The sequence below is a fragment of the Streptomyces sp. NPDC041200 genome, from assembly GCF_055591805.1.
On record NZ_JBVIZF010000004.1, the window covers coordinates 227,856 to 248,556 of the forward strand.

Consider the following 20,701-nt stretch of genomic DNA (forward strand, 5'->3'; position numbering starts at 1 on the left):
CCCGGAAGCGGCCGTCCCCCCGCCGGGAGGGACGGCCGCCGGGTACTGGCTGAAGAATTACCGCCCGCGGTCCAGGGCGATGGCCTCCGCCGGGGTGGGGGCCGTACCGCCCAGGTGGGCCGGGATCCACCAGGTGTCCTCCGGGCCCTTCGGCCGCACCGGATACGCCCGCTGCGCCGCCTCCAGCAGCTCCTGCACCCGGCCCCGCACCCGGTCGGTGAGCGTGTCGGACGGCTCCGTCGGGTCGGCCTCCATCGGCTCGCCGACCCGCATCGTGATCGGGAAGTGGTTGCGGCCCAGCGCCCGCTTATGGCCCTTGGTCCACAGCCGCTGCGTCCCCCACAGGGCCATCGGCAGCACCGGGACGCCCGCCTCCTGGGCCAGCCGGGCCGCACCCGACTTGAAGTTCTTGAGGGTGAACGAGCGCGAGATCGTCGCCTCCGGGAAGACGCCGATGATCTCGCCGGAGCGCAGCGCCTTGAGGGCGTGCTTGTAGGCGTCCATGCCCGCGGCCCGGTCCACCGGGATGTGCTTCATGGCCCGCATCAGCGGCCCGGACACCTTGTGCCGGAAGACCGCCTCCTTCGCCATGAACCGCACCAGCCGCTTCGCCGGACGGGCGGTGAGCCCGGCGAACACGAAGTCGAGATAGCCGATGTGGTTGCTCACCAGAACCGCGCCACCCCGCTCCGGGACATTCTCGATGCCCTTCATGTCGATACGCAGGTCCAGCGCCTTGAACATGGTGCGGGCCGCGCCGATCACCGGCGGGTAGACGAGCTCTGCCATAGAAGGGACCCTTCATCGTTTTCCCTGGGAGGGCTCTCCCGGCGGAAGTTACGCAGCCGTAGGTTTCCCGGCTTCTGGCAGATGGTGCCCTATGTCATCTCTCTGTGCTAGCGCGGGTCCCGGCCTGGCCGCGAGATCCTCATCACGTCAGGCTCTGGGGAATCCCCTAAAGGCCCGTATCGCTGCACCCTATGACGGCATCGAATCCGGAGGGCAGCGTGCGACACGTGCAGGGGCAGAGCGAGGCAGACGGGGACGAACGGCTCGAGGCCGCCCAGCTCGGAGCGGCACTGGGGGCCCGGGCCACCCTCGTCCAGTTCTCCAGCGCCTTCTGCCAGCCCTGCCGGGCCACCCGGCGGGTCCTGGCCGAGGTGGCCGACATGGTCGATGGCGTGGCTCATCTCGACATCGACGCCGAGGCGCAGCTGGACCTCGTACGGATGCTGGACATCGTGCGGACGCCCACCGTGCTGGTCCTGGACGCGCGGGGCCGGATCGTGCGCCGCGCGGTGGGACAGCCCCGGACCGCGGACGTCATCGCGGCGCTCGGCGAGGCGGTCTGATCCGGCGTGAGATCCCGGTGGATGCCCTAGTCGCGGAATCCCGTCCACCCATCCGTACTTGACGGTGCGCTGCGGGGGTCGTCAGGGTGACGTCATGCGGCCTGGACTTCTTCTTCTCTACGGACGCGTACACGTGGATCTCGTGCGGACCGCGAGTGCGCGGTGTCCGGGCGGGTGAGCGACGACGACAGCACGGCTCCCCCCGCTCGTACCCCACCGCAGAAGGACAGGTTCATGACCGCCTCGCCCGACCTCGGCACGCCCCGGCTCAGCGCCCCCGAACTCTTCCGCTCCGTCTTCCGCAGGCACGCCGCCGGTGTCGCGGTGGTCACCGCGCGGGGGGAGCGCCCCGTCGGCTTCACCGCGACGTCCCTCGCGTCCGTCGCCGCCGAGCCGCCGCTGCTCTCGTTCGGCGTCGGCAAGAGCTCCTCCAGCTGGCCGGTGATCGCCGAGGCCGAACACGTCGGCGTACACGTCCTGGGTGAGCACCAGCGGGAGCTGGCCGCGACCTTCGCGCGCAGCGGAGCGGACCGCTTCGGCCCGGACACCGGCTGGCACACCGGGCCCGAGGGGGTGCCGGTGCTGGACGGGGTACTGGCGTGGCTGGTGTGCCGGGTGGTGGCCCGGATACCCGCCGGGGACCATCGCGTGGTGATCGGCGAGGTGGTCGCGGGCGATCCGGCGGGAGCGGGCCGCCCGCTCCTGTACCACCAGGGGCGCTTCAACGCGCTGCGCGACTGAGCCGCGACTGATCATCCGTTGGCAAGGTCACAGTTCAACCGGGTTGCGTACCGGGCACACCCTGGGTGTACTGGCGAGTAATATTTCGTTCGGTGCATGGGCCGCCCCGGCCGCCAACCGACCGGGAAGAGCCCCCGAGGGCGCCTATGCTGCCAGCACAAGGCAGCCCGGAAGAGACGATGCAGTAGGAGAGCCGGCGTGAGCTTGAGGATCGTTGTCTGTGTGAAGTACGTGCCCGACGCCACCGGCGACCGGCACTTCGCCGAGGACCTGACGCTCGACCGTGAGGATGTGGACGGTCTGCTCTCGGAGCTGGACGAGTACGCGGTCGAGCAGGCCCTCCAGATCGCGGACGAGGCGGACGACGCGGAGATCACGGTGCTGACCGTGGGTCCGGAGGACGCCAAGGACGCGCTGCGCAAGGCGCTGTCGATGGGTGCCGACAAGGCCGTGCACGTCGAGGACGACGATCTGCACGGCACCGACGCGCTGGGCACCTCGCTGGTGCTGGCCAAGGCGGTCGAGAAGACCGGCTACGACCTGGTCATCTGCGGTATGGCCTCCACGGACGGCACGATGGGCGTGCTGCCGGCGATCCTCGCCGAGCGCCTGGGCGTCCCGCAGGTCACGCTGCTGTCGGAAGTGTCTGTCGAGGACGGCACGGTCACGGGGCGCCGGGACGGCGACACGGCGACCGAGCACCTGGAGGCGTCGCTTCCGGCGGTCGTTTCGGTGACCGACCAGTCGGGCGAGGCCCGCTACCCGTCCTTCAAGGGCATCATGGCGGCCAAGAAGAAGCCGGTGACCTCCTGGGACCTGTCCGACCTCGACATCGAGGCCGAGGAAGTGGGTCTGGAGGGCGCCTGGACGAAGGTCGACGGCGCCGAGGAGCGCCCGGCCCGCACGGCGGGCACGATCGTCAAGGACGAGGGCGAGGGCGGCAAGCAGCTCGCCGCATTCCTCGCGGAGCGCAAGTTCGTCTGAACGCGCTGCCTGGCCGGTCAGAAGTTTCCTCTGAACCGCGCCGTCCGACCGCCCCGACCCCTCGCATTCGCAGGAGAGAAGAAGTCCCATGGCTGAAGTCCTCGTCTATGTCGACCACGTGGACGGCGCCGTCCGCAAGCCCACCCTGGAACTGCTGACGCTGGCCCGCCGCGTCGGCGAGCCCGTCGCCGTCGCCCTGGGCGCCGGTGCCGCGGACACCGCCGCCAAGGTCGCCGAGTACGGCGCGGTGCGGGTGCTGACCGCCGACGCCCCGGAGTTCGCCGACTACCTCGTCGTACCGAAGGTGGACGCGCTGCAGGCGGCGTATGAGGCCGTGAGCCCGGCCGCCGTGCTGCTCCCGTCCTCGGCGGAGGGCAAGGAGATCGCGGCGCGGCTCGCGGTCCGCATCGGCTCGGGCATCATCACCGACGCCGTCGATCTGGAGGCCGGTGCGGAGGGTCCGGTGGCGACGCAGTCGGTGTTCGCGGCCGCGTACACCACCAAGTCCCGGATCACCAAGGGCACGCCGGTCATCACCGTCAAGCCCAACTCCGCCGCGCCGGAGGCGGCTCCGGCCGCGGGTGCCGCCGAGGCGCTGGAGGTGTCGTTCTCCGAGCAGGCCACCGGCACGAAGGTCGTCTCCCGCGCGGCGCGTGAGTCGACGGGCCGTCCGGACCTGACCGAGGCCGCGATCGTGGTCTCCGGTGGCCGTGGTGTGGGCGGCGCGGAGAACTTCCCCGTCGTCGAGGCCCTCGCGGACTCGCTCGGTGCCGCGGTCGGCGCCTCGCGTGCGGCGGTGGACGCGGGCTGGTACCCGCACACCAACCAGGTGGGCCAGACGGGTAAGACCGTGTCCCCGCAGCTGTACATCGCGGCCGGTATCTCGGGTGCGATCCAGCACCGGGCCGGTATGCAGACCTCGAAGACCATCGTGGCCGTCAACAAGGACGCCGAGGCCCCGATCTTCGACCTGGTCGACTACGGCGTGGTCGGCGACCTCTTCGAGGTTGTCCCGCAGCTCACCGACGAGGTCAAGGCCCGCAAGGGCTGACCGCCCGGCCGGTAGCGATGAGGCCCCGTACGCACGGCGCGTACGGGGCCTCACGTGCGTCAATGGGGTGTTGACCTCCATCCGGACCCCATATAACTTCGCTCTACGGATATTTGTTTCCGCAAGACGGAAACTCCGAGTCGGTTGGGCCGAGGTGAAAGGCGGAGGTGCGGGCATGACTCAGCACGAGACGGCGGGGACCAGCTTGCCGCGCGGCGTAGGCGAGGGGATCACCGCGTTCCTCGCACCCGTCGACGCCGACCTCGCCCGCCGCTATCCGGGCGACTCCGGCACCCGCCAGCCCGTGCACACCGTCTACGTCCCCGCCGACGCCCTCACCGACAGCACCGTGCGCGACTGGGGCGACCAGGCGCTCGCCGCCCTCGACGCCCACGCGCCCGACGCCGCCGCCTTCGCCGCGGTCCTCGGCATCCCCGACGAACTGGCCGAGCCCGTGTACCGGCGGGTGCGTGCCAAGCTGGAGCGCGAGCCGGTGGAAGACCTGCGCATCGACTTCGAGGACGGCTACGGGCCGCGCCCCGACGCCGAGGAGGACGCCGCGGCCGCCCACGCCGCCACGGTGGTCGCCGCCGCCCACGCGGCGGGCACCGCACCGCCCTATGTGGGCATCCGCATGAAGTGCATGGAGGCCGCCGTCCGCGACCGCGGCATCCGCACCCTCGACGTCTTCCTCACCGGACTGATGGACTCCGGCGGTCTGCCGGACGGGCTCGTGCTCACCCTCCCCAAGGTGACGTACGCCGAACAGGTCAGCGCCATGGTCCGGCTGTGCGAGGAGTTCGAGAAGGCCCGCGGGCTCCCCTCGGGGCGGCTCGGCTTCGAGATCCAGATCGAGACCACCCAGTCCATCCTCGGCCCCGACGGCCGTGCCACCGTCGCCCGGATGATCGAGGCGGCCCAGGGCCGCGCCACCGGACTCCACTACGGCACCTTCGACTACAGCGCCTCCTGCGGCGTCAGCGCCGCCCACCAGTCCATGGACCATCCCGTCGCCGACCATGCCAAGGCCGTCATGCAGGTCGCCGCCGCGGGCACCGGCGTCCGGCTCTCCGACGGCTCGACCAATGTGCTTCCCGTGGGCCCCACCGAGCGCGTCCACGACGCCTGGCGGCTCCACCACGGCCTCGTCCGGCGGTCCCTGGCCCGCGCGTACTACCAGGGCTGGGACATGCACCCCGGCCACCTCCCCACCCGTTACGCCGCCGTCTACGCGTTCTACCGCGAGGGCCTGGAGACGGCCGCGGCCCGGCTCGCGGCCTATGTGAACCGTACGGGCGGGGACGTCATGGACGAGCCCGCCACCGCGAAGGCGCTCAGCGGCCATCTGCTGCGCGGTCTGGACTGCGGCGCGGTCGACGCCGCCGAGGTGGCACGGCTCACCGGGCTGAGCCGCGCCGAACTCGACGCCCTCGCCGGACGCGGCCCATCCATCTGACCCCTCTGATCCGCCTGGCCATATTCGCTCACCCCTCCGTGTCACCCGGGATGCGCTTCCGCCAGGGAGGGCGGGAGATGGTGGCATGGTCAGAAGTGCCGTGTCAGCCCTGCTGATCCTGCTCGCCTGCCTGCTCGTACCGGTGTCCGTGCTGACCGTATGGGTCCACGGCATCGTCCTGGACACCGACCGCTACGTGGCGACGGTCGCCCCGCTGGCGACCGATCCGGCGATCCAGGAGGCGGCCGTGGACCACGTCGGCGACGCCGTCGACCTCCGGCACAACAGCCGGAAGGTCACCTCCGACATCGCCGACTGGCTGCGCGACCAGGGCCTGCCGTCACGGGCCGCCGACACCATCGAGGGCCTGGCTCCCCAGTTGGACGCGGCCCTCGACCAGGCCGTACGCAAGGTCGCGACGCACATCGTGCACACCGAGGAGTTCGCCGCCGTATGGACCGTCGCCAACCGGGCCGCCCACGCGGCCGCCGTGAACGCCTTCACCGGCGAGGGCCAGGGTCCGGTCGGCGTACGCGGCGACACCGTGACCCTGAACGTCGGCGCCGCCGTGGAGAAGGTCAGACTCCAGCTCGTGAACGCCGGATTCCCCTCGGCGAGCGACATCCCCGACATCCACCGCCGGACGATCCTCTTCCACTCCCAGCAACTCGACCGCGTCAAGCGGGCGGTGCGCCTGCTCGACCTGGTCGGCAACTGGCTGCCCGCCCTGACCGTCGCGCTCGGCGCCACCGGCGTGCTGCTCGCCCGGGGCCGCCGCCGCGCGCTCGCCCGCGCCGCCCTCGGCGCCGCCGTCGCCTCGCTGGCACTGGCCCTCGCCCTCACCGTGGCGCGCCGGTACTGCCTCGACCACGTGCCGCCGGGCGTGCTGTCCCGGGCCGCCGCGTCGGCCCTCTTCGACACCGTGGTGCGCTTCCTGCGGGTCACCGTGCTCACCGTGCTGGTGCTCAGCGCCGTCGTCGCGGCGGGTGCCTATCTGGCCGGTCCCGGACGGCTGCCGCGCGCCGCACGGGCCGCGGCCGAGCGCGCCGCCGACTCCGCCGCGTACTGGGGCGCGGCCCGCGGGATGCGCACCGGACGGGCCGGGGTCTGGACCGCGGACCACCGGCGGGAGCTGACCGTCGCGGCGCCGCTGGCCCCGGCCGCCGTCTTCGCGCTGTGGAACCACCCCACCGTGCTGACCGTGCTGTTCCTGGTGCTGGTCCTGCTGGCCGTCCTCGCGGTGATCACGTTGCTGGCCGCGACGGGCCGGGACCGGCTTTAAGAGGGTGAGGGCTTCAGGGGGTGAGGATGAGCACGATGAAGAGCAGGCAGGCGGCGATGTTGACCACCCAGCTGTGGGTGTTCAACCACTCCCGCAGCCGGGGCATCGCGCGCCGCGCCCGGTTCCGGAAGACGACGTAGATCAGCAGCGGCAGCGCCGCGATCAGCACGGTGGCACCGATGAACGGCAGCGCCTCCGCCAGGGCCGCCCGGTGCTGCTCCAGATTCGCCCCCACCGTCAGCAGCACCATGATGTCCGAGGGCATCAGCAGGATGATCAGCATCCCGGTCGTCAGGGCCCGCCCGGGGCCCGCCTCCATCAGCGAGCCCAGCCACTTCGGCGGTTCGACGGACTCCCGGCGCACGAAGTTCTTCACTGCCATCAGCACCAGCAGCCCCACGAGCACCAGCTGCACGATAGTCGCGGCCGCCCCTCGGTCGGAGGGGTGGCCCAGCGTGACCGCGTTGCCCAGCAGCGCGAAGATCCCCCGGGTGACGGCGACCCCCACCGCCGTCGCGACCGCCACCCCGAGCAGGAACGCCGCGGACACCCGCACCGGCCGCGCGGTGGTCACGAGGATCACGGCGGCCACGATCTGCGGCCCGGCCATCATCGTGATGGCGAGCGGGAGAATCTGGAGGTCCATGGCTGCCCTTCCGGCCCCCGCCGTCCTGGCCCCCTTCCTGTCTCCATTGGCCCGCGACCGGGCCCGTGGCGCACCTGGTGCTGCGCCGACCGGGCCGCGTACCGCCGGGCGCGGCGCACCTGCCGCCGTACGCTGGAGTCGTCGGCACCGGTGGTGGCGTCGGTCCCGCCGGGTGTGTCCGACGGGAGGCAGACCATGGACTACCCACTGCTCAATGTGTTCTGGACCACGATGTGGATCTTCCTGTGGGTCCTGTGGCTGATGCTGCTCTTCCGGGTGATCGGGGACATCTTCCGCGATGACTCGCTCAGCGGCTGGGCCAAGGCGGGCTGGTGCGTCTTCGTCGTCGTCCTGCCCTTCCTCGGCGTCTTCGTGTACCTGATGGCACGGGGCCGCGGGATGGGCGCACGCGAGATGAAGCGGGCCGAGCGGGCGGAGGAGGACTTCCGGGAGTTCGTCCGGGGAACCGCGGGAACGAGCCACGCCGAAGAGCTGTCACGGCTCGTGGAGCTGAAGAACCACGGTGACATCACGGCCGAGGAGTACGAACGCGCCAAGGCCAAGGTGCTCGCCGCCTGAAGGGAGCTGGCTGAAGGGAGCCACCTGAAGGGAGCCACCTGAAGGGAGCTGGCTGAAGGAAGGGAGCCGATCCGTGCCGCGAGGGCGGGGGAGGCCCGGGACACCGCGGCCGACGGGGTGCCGCCCTCCTCCGAGCGGCCCGCGGCGACCGGCGCCGGCGCGGCCTTGGGGCTCGCCGCGCGGATCGTTCGCGTACGGCGTCCGGTCGTCGCACCTCTCCCGTCCCGTCGACTGAGGTCTCCCGGCCCTCCGCACCCCACCGTGACGTGGACGGCGAGCCGGGGCAACCGGGGCGGGGCCGTTCGCGACGCGTTTCAGGACAGGGACGGGGGCAATTCGCCGGAGCCGCGGGCGATCAGCCGGGTCGGCAGCACGACCCGCCGGGGTGCGCCGCTCGCGCCGTCGAGGCGGCGGAAGAGCAGATCCGCGGCGGTGCGGCCGAGCTGGGCCGAGTCCTGGGCGACCACGGTGATGCCGGGGGAGAGCAGATCGGCGAGTTCGAAGTCGTCGAAGCCGACCAGGGCGACGGGGGCGGCGGGTTCGGGGCGCTCGGCGAGGACCCGTACGACGGTGACCGTCACCCGGTTGTTGCCCGCGAAGAGCGCGGTGACCGGCTCGGTGGCGTCCAGCATGGCGGCGGCCGCGCCGCGCACCCTCTCCGGGTCGGTCGGGCCGAGCGAGAGCCAGCCGTCGTGGACCGGCAGCCCGGCCCCGGCCATCGCGGCGTGGTAGCCGCGCAGCCGCTCGGCGGCGGTGTGGATGCCCGGCTGGTCGCCGAGGAAGCCGATCCGGCGGTGGCCCTGGGCGATCAGGTGGGCGACCGCGTCCCGCGCGCCGCCGAAGCTGTCGGAGAGCACCGCGTCCGCGTCGATGCCGCCCGCCGGGCGGTCGACGAAGACGGTGGCGACACCGGCCGCCATCTCGGGGGCCAGATAGCGGTGGTCGTCACCCGCCGGAATGACGACGAGGCCGTCCACCCGGCGCGCGCACAGGGCGAGCACCAACTCCTGCTCGCGGACCGGGTCCTCGGCGCTGGAGCCGTTGATCAGCAGCGCGCCATGGGACCGGGCCACCTCTTCGACGGCGCGGCTGAGCGGACCGTAGAACGGGTCGGCGAGGTCTTCCAGGACCAGGCCGACGCTCGCGGTGCGCCCCTTGCGGAGGATGCGGGCGCTGTCGTTGCGGCGGAAGCCGAGCGCGGTGATCGCCTCCTGGACCCGGTGCTCGGTGTCGGGGGTGACGCCCGGCTCGCCGTTGACCACGCGCGAGACCGTTTTGAGGCCGACCCCGGCCCGGGCGGCGACGTCCTTCATCGTGGGCCGGGAGCCGTAGCGCCGCGGTGGGGTGGCGGCGGCGGTGTCCCGGGCGGTGTCGGTCACGGTGTGCTCGTCCCGTCGCTGGTCGTCGTGGCGGAAGGGGTGTCGAGCATAGCCCCTGGACAACGTTGTCAGCGGCAGGGAAGACTGTGGCCGCGAACCGATGACACCCGAGGCCCACCAGGAGAGTCGACCGCCATGGCACGTGACCTCATCGCCGCGCTGGACATCGGCGGCACCAAGATCGCGGGCGGCCTGGTGGACGGCGGCGGCAAGCTGGTCGTACGGGCCCGGCGCGCGACCCCCACGCAGCCCGACGGCACGGCGGTGATGCGGGAGGTCTCCGCGGTGCTCGGCGAACTCGCGGCCACCGCGCACTGGTCCCGGGTGGCCGCCGTCGGCATCGGCAGCGCGGGCCCGGTGGACGCCTCGGTGGGCACCGTCAACCCCGTCAACATCCCGGGCTGGCGCGACTTCCCGCTGGTCGCCGGGGTCCGGGAGACCACCGGCGAGCTGCCGGTCACGCTCGTCGGCGACGGACCGGCCATGACCGCCGCCGAGCACTGGCAGGGCGCGGCGCGCGGGCGCGCGAGCGCGCTGTGCATGGTGGTGTCCACCGGCGTCGGCGGCGGGCTGGTGCTGAACGGGCGGCTCCACCCCGGCCCCACGGGCAACGCCGGGCACATCGGCCACATCAGCGTCGACCTCGACGGCGATCTGTGCCCGTGCGGCGGGCGTGGCTGCGTCGAGCGCATCGCCAGTGGCCCCAACATCGCCCGCCGGGCGCTGTCCGGCGGCTGGCGACCGGGCCCGGACGGCGACACGAGCGCCGCGGCCGTCGCCGTCGCCGCACGCGCCGGTGACCCGGTCGCGCAGGCATCCTTCGACCGCGCGGCACAGGCCCTGGCCGCCGGGATCGCCGCGACCGCCGCGCTCGTCGAGATCGAGGTGGCGGTGATCGGCGGCGGGGTGGCGGGCGCCGGTGACGTGCTCTTCGCGCCCCTGCGGCGCGCCCTGCGCGACTACGCGACCCTGAGCTATGTGCGGGGGCTGGAGGTCGTGCCGGCACAGATGGGCACCGACGCGGGCCTGGTCGGGGCGGCCGCCGCGGCGGCCCAGGACCAGCGGCTGGAGGGTTTCGCCCCGGCGGGCGCGCCTGGCAGTCCGAGTTGAGCCGCGCTGTCACCGGCTGGCCCTAAGCTGTTCGCTCACTGCTGGCGATGCGAGGGAGCCGATGGTGGCACCGGGGGACATGGGCGGTGATCTGTCCGGCAGGCTGCTGGGCGGTCGCTATCGGGTGACGGGGCAGCTCGGCCGCGGCGGCATGGGCGTGGTCTGCCGAGCGGTGGACGAAGTGCTGGGCCGGGAAGTCGCCGTCAAGGTGCTGCGCGCCTACACCGACGCGTCCGGCGCGGAGCTGGCTGATCTGCGCACCCGGATGCAGCGCGAGGCGCGCGCCGCGGCCCGGATCCGCCATTCGGGTGTGATCACGGTGCACGATGTGGCGGACGAGGGCGGGCTGCCGGTCATCGTCATGGAGCTGATCGACGGCCCGTCACTCGACGACCTGATCGACGAGCGCGGCGTCGTCGAGCCCCTGGAGGCCGCGCGGATCGGCGCGAAGGTGGCCGACGCGCTCGCCGCGGGCCATGACGCCGGGGTGCTGCACCGCGATGTGAAGCCGGGCAACGTGCTGATCGACCGCGGGGGCCGGGTGGTGCTCACCGACTTCGGCATCGCCAGCATGGAGGCGCCCGACGACGGCGCGACCACCAAGCTGACCCGCAGCGGCGAGCTGATCGGCTCGCTGGACTACCTGGCGCCGGAGCGCGCCCAGGGCCAGGAGCCGGGCCCGGCCTCGGACGTGTGGGCACTGGGCATGACGCTGTACGCGGCGGTGGAGGGGTCGTCGCCGTTCCGCCGCACCTCCGTGTGGTCGACGCTGACCGCGATCGTCACCGAGCCGCTGCCGGAGCCCCGGCTGGCCGGTCCGCTGGGGCCCGTCCTGCGCGGGCTGATGGACAAGGACCCGGAGGGGCGTCCGACGGCGGCCGAGGCGCGGCGGCTGCTGGAGGCCGTCGCCGCCGGTGCCGCGCCGGGGCCTGTGCCGTCTCCGCCTCAGGTGCTGAGCGCCCCGCGGGTCCCGCGGACCCCGACCGCGCCGGATCTCGCGGCCGCCTCCGGGCCACCCCCGGCCGCGCGGCCGGAAGGCGCGCCGGGGCGCGGACGGACGCGGGTGCTGGTGGCGGCGGCGGTCGCCGGTGTGGTGCTCGTCGGGGGCGGCGTGACGTACGCGCTGCTCGGCGGCGAGAGCGACGACGCGGCGACGGGCCAGTCGGGTCAGCCGGGCCAGTCGGGCGGCTCGGGCCGGTCGCCGCACGCGCCGGGATCCGGAGCGCCCGCGTCCGGCGGAGCGACCCGCGAGGCGACGGACGAGGCGAAAACGAGCAGCCCGCGAGCGAGCGAGGACGGTACGCCGGACGGCAAGGGCGCCGCCAAGGCCACCGCCTCCCCGTCCTCCACTTCCAGCACCGCCCGGGCCTGCGGTGACATCGGCGGCGGCAAGTACAACTGCGTGGTGTGGCGCGACGCCACGTCGCACACCCACGGCGGCGAACCGGTCGGCGCGCTCAAGCAGGGCGTCAACTACTTCTACTGCCAGGAGAATCTGAACCGCCCGGAGCGGTACGGCAAGTGGACGAACGTCTGGTGGGCGAAGACGGACGACGACAACGGCAACAAGGACGTGTACGTCAGCGACGTGTACATCCGGGGTGGCGACAACGACCGGCCCATCCCCGGGCTGCCGGTCTGCTGAGACAGCCGTACGGGGCGAGCGGGCCGGTCGTCGTTCCGTAACGGACGTCAGCAGCTGAACGCCGCGTCCGCCCAGTCCCCGTGGTCGCTGGTGACGTCGTCCCCGCCGTCGGTGACGACGAGCCGGACCGTCGCCGCGCCGTCGACATCGGCGGTGACGGCCTTGGCCGGATCGGCGTTGGTCAGCGTCCCGGTCGACAGCACCCTGGTGCCGTCCGCCCACACCTCGAAGGCGACCGTTCCGGCGGTGCCCTCCTCGTCGTCCACGCCGACCTTCGCCCTGAAGGCGGAGCAGTGGCCACCGGTGTAGTACGTGACCTCACTGGGCGCGTGCACGCCCAGGCCCTTGGCGTAGGCGGTGCCGTCGAGGGTGATCGGATGGCCGTCGCCCGCCGCGTTCTCGCCGACGCTGGTGTTCTTCTCGACCGGGCCCCAGCTGTTGGACGCGCTCAGCCACGGCAGATCGCTCGCGTAGGTGGCACCGGCGGGCGGCGCGACCACCACGTTCACCGGAACGGGCAGTTCGGTGCCCACCGTGTCGCCGCGCGCCGACCGGTAATCGGCGCGCACGGTCAGGTCGTACGCCCCGGGCTTGACGTCCTTCGGCGCGGTGACCTGCCAGCGGGTGGTGAGCTTGCTGCCGCCGGGCAGGGTGGCGGCACGGGTCGGCGAGGTGGTCTTGATCCGCCAGCCGTCGGGGCCGGTGAGCCGGACCCGGGCCTGGTGGGCCGGGGTGCCGCCGAGGTTGCGGAGCGCCGTCTCGACCGCTGCGGTGGCCCCGGCCTCGGTGAACGGGGCGGCGCCCACGCCGAGTTCGGCGGCGGGCGGGTACGAGGCCCAGCGCCGGTCGGCGGAGACCCGGTAGAGCACCGTGCCATGGGCCGGGACGGTGGCCGCCACGGAGCCTGTGGTGTTCTGGTCCTGGTGCCGCCACAGGTCGCGCAGCTTGTATCCGTCCGCCTGCGGCAGGCCGAGGCGGGCGGCGGTGGTGGTGATGCGCTGCGGCCGGTCGGTCTCGTTGAAGAGGGCGACGGCGCGGCTGCCGTCCGCCATCTCCTTGACGATCACCCAGCGTCCGCCCTCGGAGGAGAGCACGGTGCCCTGCTTGCCCAGCGGGTCCTGGTCGACGGCGATGACATCGCGGTTGCCGAGGATCTCGAACGCCCTGGCGTCGGCCTTGCGCAGGTCGGTGCCGATCAGCAGCGGCGCGGCCATGACCGACCACAGCGAGAAGTGGCTGCGGTACTCGGTGTCCGTCATGCCGCCGTTGCCGACCTCCAGCATGTCGGGGTCGTTCCAGTGGCCGGGCCCGGCGTACGGGGCGAGGGGCAGGTTCTTCTTGGCGATCGACAGCATGCTGCCCCAGGTGTCACTGATGTCACCGGTGGTGCGCCAGAGTTGGCCGACATCCGCCGCCCACTCCCACGGCTTGTTCTGCCCCCATTCGCAGATGCTGTAGACGATCGGGCGCCCGGTGGTCTCGGACGCGGCCTTCAGCGCGTCCCGCATGGTGCGGTAGCGCTGCTTGGCGTCTACGCCCTGGTTATTGCAGTTGTCGTACTTGAGGTAGTCGATTCCCCAGTCGGCGAACTGCTGGGCGTCGGACCTTTCATGGCCCAGCGCGCCGGGGAAGCCCGCGGTGTTGCAGGTCTTGGTGCCCGCGCTGGTGTAGATGCCGATCTTGAGGCCCTTGGAGTGGACATAGTCGGCGACGGCCTTGATGCCGTTCGGGAAGCGCACCGGGTCCGGGACGAGCTTGCCGTTCGCGTCGCGCTGCGGCAGCGCCCAGCAGTCGTCGAGGTTGACGTAGGTGTATCCGGCGTCCTTGAGCCCCTTGTTCACGAAGATGTCGGCGATGCCCTTGACCATCGCCTCGTTGAACTCCGCGCGGCAGTGGGTGGAGTTCCAGTTGTTGAAGCCCATCGGCGGGGTGAGCGCGCGCCCGTCCCCGGGCGCCGCGGTCTCGGCGGCCGGGGCGGTCTCATCGGCCGCGGCAGGCTGGGCGGCCGGGGCGGGCTTACCCGCCGGGGCGGCCACGGCGGGGAGGGCGAGACCGGTCGTGCCGAGCAGCGCGGCGGCCAGTCCTCCGATGACTCGGTGTCTCGCGGTACGTAAAGAGCGGTGGCGCATGATGCGGATCCTCCGTTCTCAACGGGTGACGCAGCGTTGCGGATGCGTCACATGCGAGCGTTTACGGTAGGCCTTGTTGGAGTCTGTTGGAAGAGATGCGATAACAGTTGTTCGATATCTCGTCCAAACCCTTGACTATGCCGCCTCTCGCCCGATGTGATCCAGCCACTCGCGTTCGGTTGTGTTTGATTGATCCTCTGTGGAGGGCCCATGGCACAGTCATCGTCAGGACATCGGATCTCCCGCCGTACGTTGCTCCGTGGCACCGCGGTCGGAGCCGGGGCGGTCACTCTCCCGGCGCTCCTCACCGCCTGCGGCGGCCCGGGCAATGAGGTGAAGATGGGCTCCAACGCCTCGGACGCCGTGCCCCGCAAGGCGTTCGCCGAGGTGTTCGCGGCGTACGAGAAGAAGTCCGACAAGAAGGTCAAGGTCAACACCGTCAACCATGAGGCCTTCCAGGAGGGCATCAACCGCTATCTGAAGGGCACCCCGGACGACGTCTTCATGTGGTTCGCCGGATACCGCATGCAGTTCTTCGCCGAACAGGGGCAGCTCGCCGAGATCGGCGACCTCTGGAAGGGCTTCAGCGGTTTCTCCGACGCGCTCAAGAAGCAGTCCACCGGCAAGGACGGCAAACAGTACTTCGTGCCGTATTACTACTACCCGTGGGCGGTCTTCTACCGGAAGTCCGTCTTCGAGCAGCACGGCTACGAGATCCCCAAGACGTTCGACGCGTTCCGGGCGCTCGCCAAGCGGATGGACAAGGACGGCCTCGACGCCATCGCCTTCGGCGACAAGGACGGCTGGCCCGCCATGGGGACCTTCGACTATCTCAATATGCGGGCCAACGGCTACGACTTCCATGTCTCGCTGATGGGCGGCAAGGAGTCCTGGACCGATCCCCGGGTCAAAAACGTCTTCGACCTGTGGCGCGGGCTCATGCCGTACCACCAGCAGGGCGCCAACGGGCGCACCTGGCAGGAGGCGGCACAGAGCCTGGCGCAGAAGAAGTCCGGCATGGCGGTCTTCGGACTGCCCCACCCCGGGCAGCAGTTCTCCGCCGCCGACCGCGACGACCTGGACTTCTTCCCCTTCCCCGAAATCGACTCCGCCTACGGCCAGGACGCGGTCGAGGCGCCGATCGACGGATTCCTGCTGGCGAAGAAGTCCAAGCGGCAGAAGGAGGGCAAGGAACTGCTGAAGTACCTCGCCACCCCCGCCGCCGAGGAGATCTACCTCAAGCGGGACCCCAACAACATCGCGTGCAACGACAAGGCGGCCACCTCGTCCTACAACGCGCTGCAGAAGAAGGCCGTCGACCTCGTCTCCGGCGCCAAGCAGATATCGCAGTTCATGGACCGCGACACCCGCCCCGACTTCGCGTCACAGGTGATGATCCGGGCGATCCAGCAATTCATCAACAAGCCGAATGACATCGACACCCTGACCAAGGACATCGAGTCCCAGAAGAAGACCATCTTCGCCGACAGCTAGGAGAACCGCGCCGTGCCGCTCACCACCGCGCGGCGTGCCAAACGGCGGGGACCGCGGAGGTTCACCTCCCGCGACCTCGCCGTCATCGGCGTGCTGCTGGGCGTACCCGTCCTGCTCGACCTGGCCCTGGTCTGGGGCCCGACCCTCGCCTCCATCGGCCTGTCCTTCACCAGCTGGGACGGGATCGGCGACCTCCGCTGGGTCGGCTTCGACAACTACCGGAACCTGTTCACCGAATATCCGCCGTTCTGGCCCGCCGTCCGCAACAACCTTCTGTGGGTGGCCTTCCTCGGCCTGGTCGCCACGCCCTTCGGGCTGCTGCTGGCCGTCCTGCTCGACAAGGGCGTCCGGTTCAGCCGCTTCTACCAGTCGACGCTCTACATGCCGGTGGTGCTTTCGCTCGCCATCGTCGGCTTCATCGCACAGCTGGTCTTCTCCCGCGACCAGGGCGCGCTGAACGCGATTCTCGGCAACGAGAGCCATCCGGTGGACTGGATCGGCGACCCCGACCTCAATATCTGGATGGTGCTGCTCGCGGCCGCCTGGCGGCACACCGGGTACGTGATGATCCTCTATCTGGCCGGGCTCAAATCCGTCGACCCCTCGCTCAAGGAAGCCGCCGCGATCGACGGCGCGAGTGAGACCCAGAGCTTTTTCCGGGTCGTGCTGCCCACACTGCGGCCGGTCAATGTGATCGTCGGCGTCATCACGGTCATCGAGGCGCTGCGCGCGTTCGACATCGTCTACGCCATCAACCACGGCCGCAACGGCCTGGAGCTGCTCTCCGTACTGGTCACCGACAACATCATCGGTGAGGCCAGCCGGATCGGATTCGGCTCCGCCATCGCCGTCGTCCTGCTCACCGTGTCCCTGGGATTCATCGTGACCTATCTGGTCCAGGAACTGCGAGGGGAGAAAAAGGGATGATCACCGATATCCGCCCGGCCCCCGTACCGGCCGTGGACCCGGTGAGCGGACCGGGGCGGCGCCGGGTCCGCCCCGGGCGGCTCGGTCTGCACGCGTTCCTGATGACCGTCTCGCTGGCTTTTCTCGCCCCGCTGCTGCTCGCCGTCTACGCCTCGCTGCGGCCGTACGAGGAGACCGCGGAATACGGCTATTTCTCGCTGCCGCGCAAGCTGTCGTTCGACTACTACCGGCAGGCGTTCAGCGACTCCGGAATGAGCAAGTACTTTCTCAACTCGATCCTCATCGCGGTGCCCGGAGTGCTGCTGACGCTCTTCCTCGCGTCCTTCGTGGCCTTCTCCGTCACGCGGCTGAAGATGCGCGGCGGGCTCGTCCTGCTGATGGTGTTCACGGCGGGGAACCTGCTGCCGCAGCAGGTCATCGTCACCCCGCTCTATGTCCTGTTCACCAAGATCGAGCTGCCCTACTGGATGTCCGACTCGATGACGATGTACGACTCCTACTGGGCCGTGATCGCCGTCCAGGTCGCCTTCCAGGTCGGGTTCTGCGTCTTCGTCCTCGCGAACTTCATGCGCACCCTGCCGATCGAGATCATCGAGGCGGCGGTGGTGGACGGCGCGGGGGTGTGGACGCGGTACTGGCGCATCACGCTGCCGCTGTGCCGCCCGGCCCTCGCCGCGCTCGCCACGCTGCAGTTCACCTGGATGTACAACGACTTCCTGTGGGCGCTCGTCTTCATCTCCGACGGCGACAAGCTCCCCGTCACCTCTGCCCTCAACAACCTGCGCGGGCAGTTCTTCACCGACTACAACCTGCTCGCGGCGGGCTCGGTGCTGGTGGCGCTGCCCACGGTGCTGGTCTTCCTGCTGCTGCAGCGGCACTTCATCGCCGGGCTCACGCTCGGCGCCAACAAGGGGTGAGGGGCCCCGCGGCGCCCCCGCGGGGGCGCCGCGGGGCGGCGTGATCCGTCACTCAGTCGGATTCGGGCGTTTCCGTGGCAGGGTGATGCGGGCAACTGTCAGGAGGCGATGGATTAGGGGGAAATGTGATCGTCTGGCTGAACGGTGCGTTCGGCGCGGGGAAGACCACCGCGGCCCGCGAGCTGGTGGACTTCATGCCCGGCAGCACGTTCTACGACCCGGAACTGGTCGGCAGCGGACTGCGCATGATGCTGCCGCGCAAGCGTCTGGAGCAGGTCTCCGACTACCAGGACCTGCCGTCGTGGCGACGGCTGGTCGTGGACACCGGCGCGGCGCTCATCGCGGAGGTCGGCGGCCCGCTCGTGGTCCCGATGACCGTCCTCAGACAGGAGTACCGGGATGAGATCTTCGGCGGCTTCGCCGCCCGGCGTATCCCCGTGCGGCACGTTCTGCTGCACACCGATGAAACGATCCTTCGCCGGCGTATAGCCGAGCGCGAGGAGATACCGGGCGACGCGGACGCCAGCGCGTCCGTGCGCCGCTGGTGTCTGGACCACCTCGCGCCCTACCGCGCGGCGCTGAACTGGCTGACCAACGACGCCCACGTGGTCGACACCACCGGGCTCACCCCGCGCCAGACCGCCGAGCACATCGCCGACGCCGTCCGCGAGGGCGCCGGGAGTTGCGACATCGTGCAGACGCCCGAGCCGACGGCCGAGACCCTGGCGGCCGGGGTGCTGCTCTTCGACGAGGCCGGCCGGGTGCTGCTCGTCGACCCCACCTACAAGCCCGGCTGGGAATTCCCGGGCGGCGTCGTCGAGCGCGGCGAGCCGCCGATGTGCGCGGGGCGCCGCGAGGTGGCCGAGGAACTGGGCGTACGGCTCGACGAACCGCTGCGGCTGCTGGTCGCCGACTGGGAACGCCCCCAGCCGCCCGGCTACGGAGGCCTGCGGCTGCTGTTCGACGGCGGCCGCCTCACCGCCCACGAGGCCCAGAAGGTCCTGCTGCCCGGCGGGGAACTGCGCGGCTGGCGCTTCGTCACCGAGGCCGAGGCCGCCGACCTGCTGCCCCCGGTCCGGTTCAACCGTCTCCGCTGGGCGCTGCGCGCCCGCGAACAGGGCCGCCCCCTCTACCTGGAGGCGGGGGTTCCGGTGGGCTGACCGGCCGCCCCCGGTGGCGCGCCGCCGCTGATCCGCCGTGGGCGTGGGCGGGCCGTGACGGGCCCCGGCACGCGGTGCGGTGTGGTGGCGGAGGTCTGCGCCCGCGATGCGGTGCGGCTGCCGGGCCGCCCCGGCGTGACGGGGGCTGGCCCGTACGGAACGTCGTCGCGGTGCCGGTCAGTGGCCTGCCGTCACGCCGGGCCCTGCCTTGCGCGGCGGGCTGGCCGTACCGTACGCCGCCGAGTGGCACCGGTCGTACCGGCAGCGCGTCGCCGATGGCGGGCGGTTTCCGATCCGCCGTGGGCGGCCCGGGAGCCGGGCTCGGGCGCGGTCGGTCAGGCCCGTACGGCGGCGCGTAGGCAGACCCGGGGCCGGGTCAGGCCTTCTTGCCGGTCGCGTACGCCCCCAGGAACAGCGCCTCGGTCAGCGAGAGCTTCTCCAACTCCTCCGGCGAGACGCTCTCGTTGACCGAGTGGATCTGCGCCTCCGGCTCGCTCAGGCCGATCAGCAGGATCTCCGCCTCCGGGTACAGCGAGGCGAGCGTGTTGCACAGCGGGATCGAGCCGCCCTGGCCCGCGGTCGCCATCTCCTGGCCGTCGTACGCCACCCGCATGGCCTCGCGCATCGCCTCGTACGCCGGGCTCCCGGTGTCCGCGCGGAACGCCTGCCCCTGGCCGACCTGCTCCACCGCCACCCGCGCGCCCCACGGCGCCGCCGCCTCCAGATGGGCGACCAGCAGCCGGTTCGCCTCGGCCGCGTCCACGCCCGGCGGCACCCGCAGGCTGACCAGCGCCCGCGCGCTCGCCTGGACGGAGGCGGTGGCGCCGATGACCGGCGGGCAGTCGATGCCCAGCACCGTGACCGAGGGACGGGCCCAGATGCGGTCGGCGACCGTGCCCGAGCCGATCAGCTCGACCCCGTCCAGCACCCCGGCGTCCTTCCGGAAGGCCTCCTCCGCGTACTGGAGGCCGTCCCAGGCCGTCTCCGGGGCGAGGCCGTCGACCGTGGTCGAACCGTCCTCCGCGCGCAGCGAGTCCAGCATCCGGATCAGCGCGGCGAGCGCGTCCGGGGCGGCGCCGCCGAACTGGCCGGAGTGCAGATTCCCTTCGAGGGTGTCCACCGAGACGCGCAGCAGCGTCATCCCGCGCAGCGTCGCGGTGACGGTCGGCAGCCCCACCCGGAAGTTGCCCGCGTCGCCGATCACGATCGCGTCGGCGGCCAGCAGTTCCGGATGCGCCTCGGCGTACCGCTCCAGGCCGCCGGTGCCCTGCTCCTCCGAACCCTCCACGATCACCTTGACGTTGACCGGGACGCCGCCGTGCTCCTTGAGCGCGCGCAGCGCCGTCAGATGCATGATCACGCCGCCCTTGCAGTCCGCCGCGCCGCGCCCGTACCAGCGGCCGTCGCGCTCGGTCAGCTCGAAGGGCGGGCTGAGCCAGGCGTCCTCGTCCAGCGGCGGCTGCACGTCGTAGTGCGCGTAGAGCAGGACGGTCGGGGCGCCGGCCGGGCCGGGCAGGAAACCGTAGACGGACTGGGTGCCGTCCGGGGTGTCCAGCAGCGCCACGTCCTCGAACCCCTCGGCGCGCAGCGCGGCCGCGACCCACTCCGCGGCGGCCTCGCACGCGCTGCGCGGGAACTGCGCCGGGTCCGCCACCGACGGGAAGGCCACCAGCTCGGCCAGCTCGGCCAGGGCGCGCGGCTGCAGCGCGGCGACGGTGGCGGCGAGGTCCTGTTCCATGGGGGAACGCTCCTGGGATGCGCGGCGTTGAGGGGTGGTGTGCGGAGTGGCGCACTGCGCCGATCATCCCACAGCAGGTTCGGCCACCGGCGCGCCGTAGGATGCCCGGTA

19 protein-coding genes are annotated in these 20,701 nt (G+C 71.7%); 14 read left to right on the forward strand and 5 right to left on the reverse strand.

Annotation, left to right across the window (positions count from 1 at the left end; genetic code table 11):
- Window positions 1-57: 57 nt before the first annotated feature.
- Window positions 58-789 (reverse strand): lysophospholipid acyltransferase family protein, encoded by a 732-nt coding sequence (locus tag ACZ6CL_RS14625; RefSeq protein WP_468935756.1) that lies wholly within the window; start codon window positions 787-789, stop codon window positions 58-60.
- 191 nt (window positions 790-980) lie between these two features.
- Here ACZ6CL_RS14625 and ACZ6CL_RS14630 point away from each other — a divergent pair, with 191 nt between their 5' ends.
- The 7 genes from ACZ6CL_RS14630 (at window position 981) to ACZ6CL_RS14660 (ending at window position 6,866) form a co-directional block, all read left to right on the forward strand.
- Window positions 981-1,352 carry a TlpA family protein disulfide reductase gene (locus tag ACZ6CL_RS14630; RefSeq protein WP_468935757.1) on the forward strand — a complete coding sequence of 124 codons (372 nt, stop codon included), beginning with the start codon at window positions 981-983 and terminating at the stop codon, window positions 1,350-1,352.
- Between the two features lie 94 nt (window positions 1,353-1,446).
- A complete protein-coding gene (locus ACZ6CL_RS14635) occupies window positions 1,447-1,530 on the forward strand; it encodes a putative leader peptide (RefSeq protein ID WP_373689202.1) in 84 nt (27 codons plus the stop codon).
- A 56-nt stretch (window positions 1,531-1,586) separates the two neighbouring features.
- Entirely contained in the window at window positions 1,587-2,093 is a 507-nt protein-coding gene (locus tag ACZ6CL_RS14640; protein ID WP_468935758.1) for a flavin reductase family protein, read from the forward strand.
- 198 nt (window positions 2,094-2,291) lie between these two features.
- Entirely contained in the window at window positions 2,292-3,077 is a 786-nt protein-coding gene (locus ACZ6CL_RS14645) for an electron transfer flavoprotein subunit beta/FixA family protein (protein ID WP_468935761.1), read from the forward strand.
- An 88-nt stretch (window positions 3,078-3,165) separates the two neighbouring features.
- Window positions 3,166-4,128, forward strand: coding sequence for an electron transfer flavoprotein subunit alpha/FixB family protein (locus ACZ6CL_RS14650; protein WP_468935763.1), 963 nt, complete (start codon window positions 3,166-3,168; stop codon window positions 4,126-4,128).
- Window positions 4,129-4,303: 175 nt separating this feature from the next.
- Complete coding sequence (locus tag ACZ6CL_RS14655; RefSeq protein ID WP_468935766.1) at window positions 4,304-5,584, forward strand: DUF6986 family protein; 1,281 nt, start codon at window positions 4,304-4,306, stop codon at window positions 5,582-5,584.
- An 85-nt stretch (window positions 5,585-5,669) separates the two neighbouring features.
- A complete protein-coding gene (locus tag ACZ6CL_RS14660) occupies window positions 5,670-6,866 on the forward strand; it encodes a hypothetical protein (protein WP_468935769.1) in 1,197 nt (398 codons plus the stop codon).
- 13 nt (window positions 6,867-6,879) lie between these two features.
- On the opposite strand, the gene ACZ6CL_RS14665 is transcribed toward ACZ6CL_RS14660, so the two are convergent.
- Window positions 6,880-7,512: a GAP family protein gene (locus tag ACZ6CL_RS14665; RefSeq protein ID WP_468935771.1), complete on the reverse strand. Its 633-nt coding sequence runs from the start codon at window positions 7,510-7,512 to the stop codon at window positions 6,880-6,882.
- Window positions 7,513-7,707: 195 nt separating this feature from the next.
- Here ACZ6CL_RS14665 and ACZ6CL_RS14670 point away from each other — a divergent pair, with 195 nt between their 5' ends.
- On the forward strand, window positions 7,708-8,091 hold the full coding sequence (locus ACZ6CL_RS14670; protein WP_468935773.1) for an SHOCT domain-containing protein: 384 nt from the start codon (window positions 7,708-7,710) through the stop codon (window positions 8,089-8,091).
- A gap of 314 nt (window positions 8,092-8,405) precedes the next feature.
- Here ACZ6CL_RS14670 and ACZ6CL_RS14675 read toward each other — a convergent pair whose 3' ends face one another.
- On the reverse strand, window positions 8,406-9,470 hold the full coding sequence (locus ACZ6CL_RS14675) for a LacI family DNA-binding transcriptional regulator (RefSeq protein ID WP_468935774.1): 1,065 nt from the start codon (window positions 9,468-9,470) through the stop codon (window positions 8,406-8,408).
- Window positions 9,471-9,605: 135 nt separating this feature from the next.
- Between ACZ6CL_RS14675 and ACZ6CL_RS14680 the strand changes: the two genes are divergently transcribed.
- Window positions 9,606-10,580 (forward strand): ROK family protein, encoded by a 975-nt coding sequence (locus ACZ6CL_RS14680; protein ID WP_468935777.1) that lies wholly within the window; start codon window positions 9,606-9,608, stop codon window positions 10,578-10,580.
- 61 nt (window positions 10,581-10,641) lie between these two features.
- A complete protein-coding gene (locus tag ACZ6CL_RS14685) occupies window positions 10,642-12,225 on the forward strand; it encodes a serine/threonine-protein kinase (RefSeq protein WP_468935779.1) in 1,584 nt (527 codons plus the stop codon).
- Window positions 12,226-12,272: 47 nt separating this feature from the next.
- On the opposite strand, the gene ACZ6CL_RS14690 is transcribed toward ACZ6CL_RS14685, so the two are convergent.
- Complete coding sequence (locus ACZ6CL_RS14690; RefSeq protein WP_468935782.1) at window positions 12,273-14,354, reverse strand: NPCBM/NEW2 domain-containing protein; 2,082 nt, start codon at window positions 14,352-14,354, stop codon at window positions 12,273-12,275.
- A 210-nt stretch (window positions 14,355-14,564) separates the two neighbouring features.
- Between ACZ6CL_RS14690 and ACZ6CL_RS14695 the strand changes: the two genes are divergently transcribed.
- From ACZ6CL_RS14695 to ACZ6CL_RS14710, 4 genes are all read left to right on the forward strand, one after another.
- Entirely contained in the window at window positions 14,565-15,848 is a 1,284-nt protein-coding gene (locus ACZ6CL_RS14695; protein WP_468935784.1) for an ABC transporter substrate-binding protein, read from the forward strand.
- A gap of 12 nt (window positions 15,849-15,860) precedes the next feature.
- Window positions 15,861-16,775 carry a carbohydrate ABC transporter permease gene (locus tag ACZ6CL_RS14700; protein ID WP_468935787.1) on the forward strand — a complete coding sequence of 305 codons (915 nt, stop codon included), beginning with the start codon at window positions 15,861-15,863 and terminating at the stop codon, window positions 16,773-16,775.
- Window positions 16,772-17,692, forward strand: coding sequence for a carbohydrate ABC transporter permease (locus ACZ6CL_RS14705; RefSeq protein ID WP_468935788.1), 921 nt, complete (start codon window positions 16,772-16,774; stop codon window positions 17,690-17,692). Before ACZ6CL_RS14700 ends, ACZ6CL_RS14705 begins: the two co-directional genes overlap by 4 nt.
- 125 nt (window positions 17,693-17,817) lie before the next feature.
- The gene (locus ACZ6CL_RS14710) at window positions 17,818-18,852 is read left to right on the forward strand and encodes an NUDIX hydrolase (RefSeq protein ID WP_468935791.1); all 1,035 of its coding nucleotides are present in this window, start codon (window positions 17,818-17,820) and stop codon (window positions 18,850-18,852) included.
- 376 nt (window positions 18,853-19,228) lie between these two features.
- On the opposite strand, the gene ACZ6CL_RS14715 is transcribed toward ACZ6CL_RS14710, so the two are convergent.
- Window positions 19,229-20,590, reverse strand: coding sequence for a M20/M25/M40 family metallo-hydrolase (locus ACZ6CL_RS14715; protein WP_468935793.1), 1,362 nt, complete (start codon window positions 20,588-20,590; stop codon window positions 19,229-19,231).
- Window positions 20,591-20,701 lie beyond the last annotated feature (111 nt).